The organism is Phenylobacterium sp. (genome assembly GCF_030698145.1).
GTDB lineage: Bacteria > Pseudomonadota > Alphaproteobacteria > Caulobacterales > Caulobacteraceae > Phenylobacterium.
Genome location: NZ_JAUYNW010000096.1, coordinates 18754 through 30584, shown reverse-complemented (window position 1 = coordinate 30584; position 11831 = coordinate 18754). Strand labels below are relative to the sequence as shown.

The window sequence follows — 11831 nt, the reverse complement described above, 5'->3', positions numbered from 1 at the left end:
CAGGATCAGGATGTAGACCTCGGGGTGGCCGAAGAACCAGAACAGGTGCTGGAACATCACCGGGTCCCCGCCGCCGGCGGCGTCGAAGAAGTGGGTGTTAAAGTTCCGGTCGGTGAGCAGCATGGTGATCGCGCCGGCCAGCACGGGCAGCGAGAGCAGCAGCAGGAACACCGTCACCAGGATCGACCACACGAACAGCGGCATGCGGTGCAGGGTCATGCCCGGCGCGCGCATGTTGAAGATGGTGGTGATGAAGTTGATGGCGCCCAGGATCGAGCTGGCGCCCGCAAGGTGGATCGCCAGGATCGCGCAGTCCATGGCCGGGCCGGTATGGCCCGAGGTGGAGAGCGGCGCGTACATGGTCCAGCCGCCGCCGAAGCCCGCGCCGGGTCCGCCGTCCACGAACATCGAGACCAGCAGCATCACCCAGGCGGCGACCAGCAGCCAGAACGAGATGTTGTTCATCCGGGGGAAGGCCATGTCCGGCGCGCCGATCATCAGCGGCACGAACCAGTTGCCGAACCCGCCGATCATGGCCGGCATGACCATGAAGAAGATCATGATCAGGGCGTGGGCCGTCACCACGGCGTTGTAGCCGTGCTTGGAGGCCTCGATCAGGCCGATCTGGTCCAGCAGCGAGCCCTGGGTGAACACCTGGATGCCCGGCTCGGCCAGTTCCCAGCGGATCAGGCCCGAAAGGGCGCCGCCCACCAGCCCCGCCATGATGGCGAAGAGGATGTAGAGCGTGCCGATGTCCTTGTGGTTCGTGGAGAAGAACCAGCGGGTGATGAAGCCCGGCTTGTGGTCGGCTTCGTCGTGATTGTCAGCGGCGGAGTATGCCATCGTACTCTGTCCCAAGCTTATTTCGCCGCCGGCGCCGGAGCGGGCGCGGCAGGCGTGGAGGTCGGCGCGGGCGTCGCAGACGCGGCGGCGGCCGGAGTGGCGGGCGCGGTCGCCGCGGCCGGGACCGCAGCGGCGTCGGCGGCCGGAGCCGCGGCGGGCGCCGGAGCGGCCGTGGAGGTCGAACCGCCCTTGGAGGCGACCCAGGCGTCGAACTCGGCTTGGGTCACGACCTTGATCTCGATCGGCATGAAGGCGTGGTCTACGCCGCACAGCTCCGAGCACTGGCCGTAGAAGGTGCCGACCTGCTCGGCCTTGAACCAGGTCTCGTTGACCCGGCCGGGGACGGCGTCGGTCTTCAGGCCGAAGGCGGGCAGGCCGAAAGCGTGGATCACGTCGGCGCCGGTGACCAGCACGCGGACCACCTTGTTGACCGGAACCACCAGCGGCTCGGTCGCGGCCAGGCGATACGGCACGTTTCGGGCCTTGGCCTCGTCCTCGGGCAGCATGTTGGAGACGAACTCGCCGACCTTCTGGTCGGGCAGCTCATAGCCCCAGTACCACTGGTAGCCGGTGGCCTTAACGGTCAGATCCGGCTTGGGCATGTCGTGATAGGCGAACAGCAGCTTGAAGGAGACCACCGAGATCGCCATCAGGATCAGGACCGGGACCACCGTCCAGATCACCTCGACCATGGTGTTGTGGGTCCACTTGGCTGGGATCGGGTTGCGCTTCTTGTTGTAGCGGAACACGCACCACAGCAGCAGGATCAACACGAAGACGCTGATCGCGGTGATCAGCGGCAGCAGGATCGCATCGTGGAAAAAATGGACCTGATGCTTCAGCGGCGAAGCCGCCGGCTGGAGCCCCATGCCCTTAGGCGTCGGTTGGCCCATCAAATCTTCCGCGAACGCCTGGACGCCCCAGAACGCCGAAGTCGCGCCCGTGGCGGCCGCTGCCGCCCACGTCCGCATGCCCTGAACCCTAGACTTCATGTCCCCTCGGTCTGCTTGGCCGGCCGCGCCTCGCAACAGACGATCGCCCCCGCCGACTGGAATCGAGACGACGCCACGCAATCCCGCGGCCCCGCCCTTCGTCGGCGGTGCATACGCGCTCAATTGGGGCTTGCCAAGGCGCTAGAGCCCCCTATGGGCCGGCGCCGCGCCATAGGGTCGCAATCTTCGCCCGGCGGCGGGCCCAACCCCGCCTTTTCGCGTTCGAAGTAAGAGTTGCTCGCAACTGCGCCGACCCTCGTTCGCCGGAACGCACCGGTATGGGATGACGCGAACGGCTCAAGCCCTTATCTCTGAACGCCTGTCACTGTGAGCTCGTCCCCATGAACGCCCATTCGCCCGCGCCCTCGATCCTGGATTCCGTCGGCGTCGCCCCGGAACGCGCCCGCGAAATCCTTGGCGAGGCCCTGGCGGGCGCCGATGACGGCGAGCTGTTCGTCGAACGCTCCGAGAGCGAATCATTCCTGTTCGACGACGGACGCCTGAAATCGGCGGCCTATGATTCGTCCGAGGGTTTCGGCCTGCGCGTGGTGGCGGGCGAGACGGCCGGCTACTCCCATTCCAGCGAGGTGTCGGAGGCCGCGATCAAGCGCGCCGCGCAATCCTCGTCGCTCGCCAAGCGTGGTTATTCGGGGACCGCTGACGAGGCGCCGCGCGCCACCAACGCCAGACTCTATGGCGACGACGACCCGACCGCCTCGCCGGCCTTCTCCGACAAGGTCGCCCTGCTGCAGGAGATCGACGCCTGGTGCCGGGCCCGCGACCCGCGCGTGGTCCAGGTGATGGCGTCCCTGGCCGGGGAGCGCCGCACGGTGGAGATCCTGCGCGCCGACGGCCGCCTGATCCGCGACGTGCGCCCCCTGTGCCGGGTCAATGTCCAGCTGACAGTGGAAAAGGACGGCAAGCGCGAGAACGGCTTCGCCGGCGCCGGCGGCCGCGCCGGGTTCGAAGCCTGGATCAGCCCCGACAAGTGGCGCGACCAGGCCGAGGAGGCCCTGCGCCAGGCCCTGGTCAATCTGGACGCCATCCCATGCCCGGCCGGCGAGATGGATGTGGTGCTCGGCCCGGGCTGGAACGGCGTGCTGCTGCACGAAGCCGTCGGCCACGGGCTGGAAGGCGACTTCAACCGCAAGGGCACCTCGGCCTTCTCGGGCCGGATCGGCGAGCGGGTGGCGGCCAAGGGCGTCACGGTGTTCGACGACGGCACCCTGGCCGGACGGCGCGGCTCGCTGACCGTCGACGACGAGGGCACCCCCACCGAACGCACAATCCTGATCGAGGACGGCATCCTGGTCGGCTACATGCACGACCGGATGAGCGCCCGGCTGATGGGCCTGGCCGCCACGGGCAACGGCCGTCGCCAGTCCTATGCCCACATGCCCATGCCGCGGATGACCAACACCGCCATGATGGGCGGAAGCCACACGCGCGAGGAGATGATCGCCTCGACGAAACGCGGGCTCTACTGCGCCAATTTCGGCGGCGGCCAGGTTGACATCACCAACGGCAAGTTCGTCTTCCAGTGCACCGAGGCCTATCTGATCGAGGACGGCAAGATCACCGCCCCGGTCAAGGGCGCGACCCTGATCGGCGACGGTCCCTCAGCGCTCACCCGGGTCACCATGATCGGCGACGATTTCGACTTCGATCCCGGCGTCGGCGTCTGCGGCAAATCGGGCCAGAGCATCCCGGTCGGAGTGGGCCAGCCCTCCCTGAAGCTCACCGGCCTGACGGTCGGCGGCACCAGCCTCTAGGGCGGCGTATCTCAAGCGTTGCGTACCCGCTGACAGAAAACCTTTCGGCGAATTAATCCACATGACCTGGATTTAATTGGCCCTCCCCCCATGGCGCAGGTCAGTTCGCCGTCACTTGTGGGGAGTGTTACCGAATGAAACTGTCCGTCGCGCTGGCGTCCACCGCCCTGGCCTCGACCCTTGCGTTCGCCGCATCGGCCGCCGCCCAGGACGCCCCAGCCGCGGTTTCCGCGCCCCCGGCGGCGGCCGATGCGGGGGCCATCGCCTATCCGGCCAGCTATTTCGCCGCCAGCCAGGCGGCCAACGCCCTGGAGATGCTGTTCCGCCTGCCGGGCTTCACGCTCGACACCGGCGACTCCATCCGGGGTTTCGAGGGCGGCGGCGGCAATGCGCTGGTCGACGGCCAGCGCCCCGCCAGCAAGACCGACCCGCTGGACGAACTGCTCCGCCGGATTCCAGCCGCGAACATCGAGCGCATCGAGCTGATCCGCGGCGGCGCGCCGGGCATCGACATGCAGGGCAAGACCGTAGTGGCCAACGTGGTCCGCAAGGCCGGCGGCGGTTTTCGCGGCCTGTTCGCCGTGGCCAACAACAGCGTCTATGACGGCCGCCAGCAGCACGGCGTGCGGCTGGAGCTCTCGGGCGGCAAGGACGGCCGCAACTGGGAGGGTTCGGCCCGGTACGGCTACGGCGCCGACGACGGCGGCGACATCGGTCCCGGCCTGAGGGTCGGGCCGGGCGGAACCATCCTGACCAACTCGAAGATCGAGCGGGAGAGCGACGGCCTTGCGAAGACCCTGACCGGCGCCTACGAGCAGCCCCTCCTGGGCGGCAAGGTACGCTTCAACGGCCGGATGTTCTGGGAGAAATGGAAGGAAGAGGAGGACCGCACGGTCTTCTTCCCGAGCGCGGCCCTGGTCGCCACCGACGACGTCTATCTGAGCAAGGACACCGAGCTCGGCGCCCGCTTCACCCGCGCCTTCGGGCCCAGGACAAGCCTTGAGGTCATCGGCCTGCGCCAGACCAAGGACCGCGACATCAGCTCGACCTCGCTGACGCCGCCGGACACGGCCTTCTTCCACCTGCTGCGGGAGTCGAGCGAGACCATCGGCCGGGGCGTGCTCAAGCATCAGTACAACGCCGACCTATCGTTCGAGCTGGGCGCTGAGGGCGCGCTCAACCAGCTCGACAGCCAGACGCGATACCTGTCCAACGGCGTCGCGATCCCCCTGCCCGCCGCCAATGTCACGGTCGAGGAGACCCGCGGCCAGGCCTTCACCAAGGCCAGCTGGCGCGCCAGCCCGGCCTGGACGTTCGAGGGAGGGCTGCGCTACGAGGCTTCGTCGATCTCCTCCGAGGGCGATGTCGTCCTGGAGAAGTCGCTGAAGTTCGCCAAGCCCCGGCTGGCCGCGACCTGGCAGGCGACGCCCAAGACCCAGGTCCGCCTGCGCTTCGAACGGGTGGTGGGCCAGCTCAACTTCGACGACTTCGTCGCCGATTCCTCGCTGAGCACCGGCGTGGTCACCGCCGGCAATCCCGACCTCGACCCCGAACAGGCCTGGGTGAGCGAGGCCGCCGTCGAGCAGCGGTTCTGGGACAATGGGGTGGTCATGCTGACCTACCGTCACTCGGCCCTCACCGATGCGATCGACCGGGCCCCGATCTTCACGGCCACCTCGGTCTATGACGCGCCCAGCAATATCGGCGACGGGACCAAGGACGAGCTGATCCTGAACCTGACCGTCCCGCTCGAGCGGTTCGGCCTCAAGGGCGCTCAGTTCAAGGGCGAGAGCATCTGGCGCCAGTCGGAGGTCACCGACCCCACGACGGGCGAGATGCGCGAGATCTCCGACCTGCGCCCCCTCGAGTGGGAGGCGACCTTCAGCCACGACCTGCCGCGCTGGAAGGCCACCTGGGGCGTCGACGTGTTCGGCGGCTGGCGCGAGACCTCCTACCAGTTCAACCAGATCCACACCGTGAAGCTGAAGACCTTCGTGAAGCCCTTCGTGGAGGTCCGGCTGCAGCCCGACCTGCTGCTGCGGGTCGAGGTGTTCAACGCCACCGAACGCGGGATCCGCAGCACCCGGACGGTCTATGCCGGTCCGCGCAACACCAGCCCGATCGCCTATGTCGACGACCGCGACCTGCAGTTCGGACGCGGCCTATATGTACGCCTGCGCAAGACCTTCGGCGGCTGAGGCCCAAGGGTCGCGATCAAAGAAAGAGGCCAGACGCTTCCGCGTCCGGCCTTTTCCATGTCGGTCACGGCGGCCCTAGAGTTCGGGGTGCTTGTTGACGCCTGCGCCGTGCGCCCAATGCTTGATGAAGAAGCTGGCGACCACGAAGGCCACGCCGCAGCCCACCCCGACCCAGCCCAGCTTGTCGAAACCGTCCAGGGAGGTGGCCAGCGCCGCGGCCGGGTCCAGCACCTGACCGCCGACCGTCTCGGTCCCCATCAGGCCCGCGATCCGGCCGCCCACGAGCTGGGCGATGGAGGACGACAGGAACCACACCGCCATCATGAACGAGACGATCGAGGCCACCGAAAGCTTGGTGATCTCCGACAGGCCCACCGGCGACAGGAAGAGCTCGCCCGTGGTGTGCAGCAGGTAGAGCAGGCCAAGGATGATCAACGGCATGCGGAAGGCCGAGTCGGCCATGCCCGCGCTCGCCGCCCAGACCACGACCAGGAAGCCGAGGCCCACCTGGATCAGGCCCAGCCCGAAGGTGAAGGTCGGGTCCAGCACCTTTCCGCGCTGCCCCAGCCAAGTCCACATGACCGCGAAGATCGGCGCGAAGATGAGGATGAAGCCGGCGTTGAACGACTGGGTCTGGGCCGCGCCGATGCTGGTGTCGATCCAGGTCCACCATCCGGTGGGCTGGATCCCCGCGGCGGCCAGCTGCTCGGCGCTGCCCATTGGCATGCCGAGGAAGGTCATGGCCTCGGTGGTGATGGAGAGGTCGACGTTGCGCGAGGCGAACAGGTTGAGCGAGGTGCCGGCCTGTTCGAACAGGGTGAAGAACACCACCGCGCCGAAGATCAGCACCATGGCCAGCATCATCCGCTCGCGTTCAACCTTGTCGCACTTCTTGACGATGAACCAGACGATGAAGGCAAGGGCCGCGAGCGTGGACAGGGTCAGGCCCCAGCCGACGAGATCGTTGCGCTGGACCAGCAGCCAGATCGGGATGACGCCGAGGACGCCGCCGAGATAGATCAGCCATTCGCGGTTGATCGGGCCGACCAGCCGCTCCTTGAGGCGTTCCGGGTTCGGCGGCTCGCCCTTGCCCTGCAGCAGGGGCTTGCCCAGCACGAAGACCACCCAGCCCAGCGCCATGCCGACCCCGGCCAGACCGAAGCCCGCCCACCAGCCGAAGTTCTGGCCTAGCAGGCCGCAGAGGACCGCGGCCCAGAAGGCCCCGAGATTGATGCCGTAATAGTAGAGGGTGAAGCCCGAGTCCCGCCGCGGGTCGCCCTGCGGATAGAGCTGGCCGACGATGGTGGAGATGTTCGGCTTCAGGAAGCCGACCCCCATGATGATCAGCGAAACCGCCAGGTAGAAGGCGTTGACCCCCATCGGGTCGCTCTTCTTCTCCATGGTGTAGCTGCCCGCGGGTAGGACGGCCGGAAGCGAGGCGCCCGCCTCGAGGTTCTTGATCTCCAGGCCGCCGCCCGCGGCGGGACCGAAGTCGTAGACCTTCTCGCCGACCATCAGCTTGACCGAGCGCGATTCCATGCGCCCCTCGGACGCCACGGCGTAGCTCTGGCCCTGATAGGTCAGGGTCTGGGTGGCCGGACTGCCCTCGATGGCCATGGTCATGTGGCCGGCGACCAGCAGCAGGGCGCCGAAGGCCACCGCCTTGCGGGTGCCGAGGTAGCGGTCGGCCAGCAGACCGCCGATCAGCGGCAGCAGGTAGACGAGGCTCGTATAGGAGCCGTACTGGGCGCCCGCCGCCTCATCGTCGAACAGCAGGTGCTGGGTGAGGTAGAAAATCAGGATGCCGCGCATCCCGTAGTAGGAGAACCGCTCCCACATCTCGGCGAAGAACAGGATCATCAACCCCTTGGGATGGGTCTTGATCAACTGCAACAGTACGGGAATCCCCGTCGCCAGCGTGACGACGATCCCCAGCAGGATAACGATATTCATGAGGGTGGTTCTTCCAATCCTTGGACGGCCGGCGCTCCCTGGGGTCTTTTCGCCCCCGCCGGGCTGGTTTGGCGGGAGAAGATCACGCGTTAAGGTCAAGCACAAGCAAGCCTGACCCGGCGCCCTTGTCGCACAGGGACCTTCGCCCCCATCTCAGGCGTTATCCGTCCAAAGGAGGCGCGTCCCATGAAGATCCCCGGCCCGGACCACCCGATCACCATCACCCCCGGCAAGACCCGCTGGCGGGTGGTCTTCGAGAACCACGTGATCGCCGACACCGGCGACGCCTTGGTCCTGGAGGAGGCGGGCTACAAGCCTGTGGTCTACTTCCCGCGGGAGAACGTCTCGATGGAGTATTTCTCCAAGACGGACCGCTCAACCCATTGCCCGTACAAGGGCGACGCGTCGTATTTCACGATCCTGATGGACGGCCATTTCGCCGACAACGCGGTGTGGAGCTACGAGGAGCCCTTTCCGGCCATGGAGCAGATCCGCGGACGGCTGGCCTTCTATCCCGACAAGGTCGACATCTATGCGGTCGAGGACGACATCGTCGATCCGGCCCACCACCACACCAAGCTCATCGACGAGGTGATCCAGCACACCGACTCGGGCTCCGGCTCCAGCCAGAAGATCCACTGGCCGCCGACCGAGGAGCCGATTCGGACCGACCTTTAGGGCTGGCGCGGGCCGGCCACTGCGCCCGCGCACCGGTCTCCACGACGCTCATCCCGACGCCTTCCGTGGCGCGGACGGGAACGGCGCTCGCATCGAAGCCGTCGAGGCAGAAGACGTTGACCCCGTAATGGTCGGGGGCCGCGCGCTTGCGGTGGAAGGTGTAGACGCCGCAACGGCTGCAGAAATAGTGCCGCGCCCGGCGCGTGTTCCATTGGTACAGCGACAGCAGATCCTCGCCCGCCGTGATGGTCAGTGCGCTTTCGTGCACCTTGGCCATGACGGCGTTCTTCTTGACGCACAGCGAGCAGTCGCAGGTGGTCAGCTCCACGATCTCGGCGGCCACCTGGAAGGTGACCGCGCCGCAGTGGCAGGACCCCGCCGGCATGGTCAGTAGGCGAACTCTTCGAAGACTTTGCTCGCGTCACCCTTCCAGGCGCCGTTGTAGCGTTCGAGCAGGCGTTCGGCGGGGGTGATCCCACTCTGGGCGATCTCCTCCAGCTCCGCGAGATAGCCGGTCTCGTCGACCAGGCCGCCGCTGAGGCGGTTGCGGTTCTTCAACCCCTGGCGGGCGATGGCGACCATGTCCTTGGCGACGTCCTGGACGCTGCGCCCCCCGACCTTGGCCTTCAGGCCCAGCCGCGCCACGTCGGCCCGCAGCCGCTCGTGGTCCTCGACCTGCCAGTCCTTGCAAAGGTCCCAGGCCGCGGCGAGCGCCGCCTGGTCGTAGAATATGCCGGTCCACAGGGCCGGCAGGGCGCAGAGGCGGCTCCAGGGCCCGGAGTCGGCGCCGCGCATCTCCAGGTACTGCTTCAGGCGCACTTCCGGGAAGGCGGTGGTGGTGTGGTCGGCCCAGTCTTTCAGGCTCGGGCGGTCGCCGGGCAGTTCGGCCAGTTCGCCGGCCATGAACTTGCGGAACGACTTGCCGGCGAGGTCGACGTACTTGCCGTCACGCTTGGCGAAGTACATCGGCACGTCGAGCGCGTACTGGGCGTAGGTCTCGAAGCCGAAGCCGTCGGCGAAGACGAAGTCCAGCATGCCGGTGCGGTCGGGGTCGGTGTCGGTCCACACATTGGCGCGGGCCGAGAGGAAGCCCGACGGCTTGCCCTCGATGAACGGGGAGTTGGCGAACAGGGCCGTACAGATCGGCTGCAGGGCCAGGCTGGTGCGGAACTTGGCCACCATGTCGGCCTCGGACCCGAAGTCCAGATTGGCCTGGACCGTGCAGGTGCGGAACATCATGTCGAGGCCCAGCTTGCCGACCTTGGGCATGTATTCCCGCATGATTTTATAGCGGCCCTTGGGCATGACGGGCACCTCGTCGCGCCGCCACATCGGCGTAAAGCCCAGGCCCAGGAAGCCCAGGCCCAGCTCGTCGGCGACGGTCTTGACCTCCTGCAGGTGGACGCCGGTCTCCTCGCAAATGTCGTGCATGGTCTCCAGCGGCGCGCCGGAGAGCTCGAACTGGCCGCCCGGCTCCAGGCTCACATTGGCCTTGCCGCGTTCCAGCGCGATGATGTGTTCGCCCTCGTAGACGCCCTGCCAGCCGAACCGGGTCAGGCCGTTCAGCAGGGCCTGGATGCCGGCGGGACCCTCATAGGGAACCGGCTCGTGCGCGCCCAGGCGGAAGACGAACTTCTCGTGCTCGGCGCCCACGCGCCACTGGTCCTGCGGCTTCGAGCCGGCGTCGAACCAGGCCAGGATGTCCTCTAAGGCGAGGGGTCGGTCGTCCGTCATGACGTCGGCCATCTCTATCTCCCCAAGCGCCCCTCGAAACGGCGGCGATCTTTACGCTGTTCAAACAGGTGGGCGCAATTCAGGAAAGCTCAAGCCCCCTACAGCCGCGCTTAGGTCCAGTCACCTTGGGCGGCCTGCCATAAGGTCAGGGCGCTGATCGCGGCGGTGTCGGCCCGCAGGATGCGCGGCCCCAGGGTCGCGGGAATGGCGTAGGGCAGGCTCCGCAGGGTGTCGCGCTCGGTCGGAGAGAACCCGCCTTCCGGCCCGATCAGTATGGCCCAGGGGGTTGGCGGCGCGCCGTCCAGCGCCGCGAGGATCGGTTTGGCGTCTCCGGCCTCGTCGCAGAACAGAAGCCGGCGCGCGGCCTCCCACGCCGCTATCAGCTTGCCGAGCTTCACGGGTTCGAAGATTTCCGGAACGTCCATGCGGCCGGTCTGTTCGGCCGCCTCGGCGGCGATGATCTGCAGGCGGTCGATGCGGGCGCGCTCGGCGTTGGTGCGCTCGGTGATCACCAGGCGGACACGCCGGGCGCCCAGCTCGGCGGCCTTCTCGACGATGGTCTCCACTCGGGTGCGCTTCACCACCGCGACCAGCAGCTCGACGTCGGGGCCTGGCGCCTGGGCCCGCTCCAGCGCGATGAGCCGCAGGATCGCGCCGCGCTTGCCGGAGACCTCGATCGCAGCGCGCCACTCGCCGTCGCGGCCGTTGAACACCAGCACCTCGTCGCCGACCTCCCGGCGCATGACGGCGGTGAGATAGCGGCTGTGGCCGGTGTCGAGGGCGAGCGCCTGGCCCTGGGTCAGATCGGCGGGGACGAACAGTCGGATCATGGATTGAGGTTCTAGCCGGGCTACGGGGATCAGGACTAGGCTCGCCGCCATGGGAAAAGCCGACATCGACGACTACGAGACCGAGCTCGCGGCCCTGCAGCTCGCCCTGGTCCGCTACCAGCAGGCCGCCATAGAGAGCGGCGACAAGGTGCTGATCATCTTCGAGGGCCGCGACGCCGCGGGCAAGGACGGCGCCATCAAACGGATGATCGAGCACCTCTCGATCCGGTACACGCGGGCCGTCGCCCTGCCCAAGCCGACCGAGGTCGAGCGAACGCAATGGTACTTCCAGCGGTATGTCCAATACCTGCCGGCCGCCGGCCAGATCGTGATCTTCAACCGGTCCTGGTACAATCGCGCCGGGGTCGAGCGGGTGATGGGGTTCTCCACCCCCGAGGAGCAGGAAGTCTTCCTGCGCGACGTACCGCACTTCGAGGAGATGCTGGTCGAGAGCGGGCTGAAGCTGGTGAAGCTGTGGCTGGACATCGGCCGCGAGGAGCAGGCCGAACGCCTGAAAGAGCGCCGCCAGGACCCGTTGAAGGCGCTGAAGACCAGCCCCCTCGACGAGGTCGCGCAGGCCAAATGGGCCGACTACAGCGCCGCCCGCGACGAGATGCTCACCCGCACCCACAACACCCCCGCGCCCTGGACCTGCGCCGCCACTGACAAGAAGAAGGTCGCGCGGATCAACATCATGCGCCACGTCGTCCACGCCATCGCCCCCGAGGAGATCGCCAAGGGCGTCGAGAAACCCGACCCGGCGGTCTTGTTCCCCTTCGAGATCGCCGCCATCTCCGACGGCCGGTTGAACGCGTAGCGGAGCTCTCTGGG

The 11831-nt window shown here is 67.4% G+C and carries 10 protein-coding genes; 4 read left to right on the top strand and 6 right to left on the bottom strand.

Annotation, left to right across the window (positions count from 1 at the left end; translation table 11 throughout):
* Together Q8Q77_RS15240 and coxB are read right to left on the bottom strand one after the other, a co-directional pair.
* A partial coding sequence (locus Q8Q77_RS15240; RefSeq protein ID WP_305584481.1) for a cbb3-type cytochrome c oxidase subunit I occupies positions 1 to 843 on the bottom strand: 843 nt, incomplete at its 3' end.
* A gap of 17 nt (positions 844 to 860) precedes the next feature.
* A complete protein-coding gene (gene coxB, locus Q8Q77_RS15235) occupies positions 861 to 1835 on the bottom strand; it encodes a cytochrome c oxidase subunit II (RefSeq protein ID WP_305584480.1) in 975 nt (324 codons plus the stop codon).
* Positions 1836 to 2176: 341 nt separating this feature from the next.
* Between coxB and tldD the strand changes: the two genes are divergently transcribed.
* Together tldD and Q8Q77_RS15225 are read left to right on the top strand one after the other, a co-directional pair.
* Positions 2177 to 3607, top strand: coding sequence for a metalloprotease TldD (tldD, locus tag Q8Q77_RS15230; RefSeq protein WP_305584479.1), 1431 nt, complete (start codon positions 2177 to 2179; stop codon positions 3605 to 3607).
* 134 nt (positions 3608 to 3741) lie between these two features.
* Complete coding sequence (locus tag Q8Q77_RS15225; RefSeq protein WP_305584478.1) at positions 3742 to 5805, top strand: TonB-dependent siderophore receptor; 2064 nt, start codon at positions 3742 to 3744, stop codon at positions 5803 to 5805.
* 75 nt (positions 5806 to 5880) lie between these two features.
* Here the strand turns inward: Q8Q77_RS15225 and Q8Q77_RS15220 are convergent, their stop codons facing one another.
* The gene (locus Q8Q77_RS15220; RefSeq protein ID WP_305584477.1) at positions 5881 to 7758 is read right to left on the bottom strand and encodes a peptide MFS transporter; all 1878 of its coding nucleotides are present in this window, start codon (positions 7756 to 7758) and stop codon (positions 5881 to 5883) included.
* 186 nt (positions 7759 to 7944) lie between these two features.
* On the opposite strand from Q8Q77_RS15220, the gene Q8Q77_RS15215 reads away from it, so the two are divergent.
* A complete protein-coding gene (locus Q8Q77_RS15215) occupies positions 7945 to 8436 on the top strand; it encodes a DUF427 domain-containing protein (RefSeq protein ID WP_305584476.1) in 492 nt (163 codons plus the stop codon).
* Here Q8Q77_RS15215 and Q8Q77_RS20740 read toward each other — a convergent pair.
* The 3 genes from Q8Q77_RS20740 to Q8Q77_RS15205 form a co-directional block, all read right to left on the bottom strand.
* The gene (locus tag Q8Q77_RS20740; protein ID WP_371130461.1) at positions 8339 to 8821 is read right to left on the bottom strand and encodes a GFA family protein; all 483 of its coding nucleotides are present in this window, start codon (positions 8819 to 8821) and stop codon (positions 8339 to 8341) included. The two genes, Q8Q77_RS15215 and Q8Q77_RS20740, sit on opposite strands and share 98 nt — an antisense overlap.
* Before the next feature lie 2 nt (positions 8822 to 8823).
* Complete coding sequence (locus Q8Q77_RS15210) at positions 8824 to 10182, bottom strand: glutamate--cysteine ligase (protein ID WP_305584474.1); 1359 nt, start codon at positions 10180 to 10182, stop codon at positions 8824 to 8826.
* A 98-nt stretch (positions 10183 to 10280) separates the two neighbouring features.
* A complete protein-coding gene (locus Q8Q77_RS15205; protein WP_305584472.1) occupies positions 10281 to 11000 on the bottom strand; it encodes a 16S rRNA (uracil(1498)-N(3))-methyltransferase in 720 nt (239 codons plus the stop codon).
* A gap of 49 nt (positions 11001 to 11049) precedes the next feature.
* Here Q8Q77_RS15205 and ppk2 point away from each other — a divergent pair, with 49 nt between their 5' ends.
* The gene (gene ppk2 / locus Q8Q77_RS15200; RefSeq protein WP_305584471.1) at positions 11050 to 11817 is read left to right on the top strand and encodes a polyphosphate kinase 2; all 768 of its coding nucleotides are present in this window, start codon (positions 11050 to 11052) and stop codon (positions 11815 to 11817) included.
* Positions 11818 to 11831: the final 14 nt, after the last annotated feature.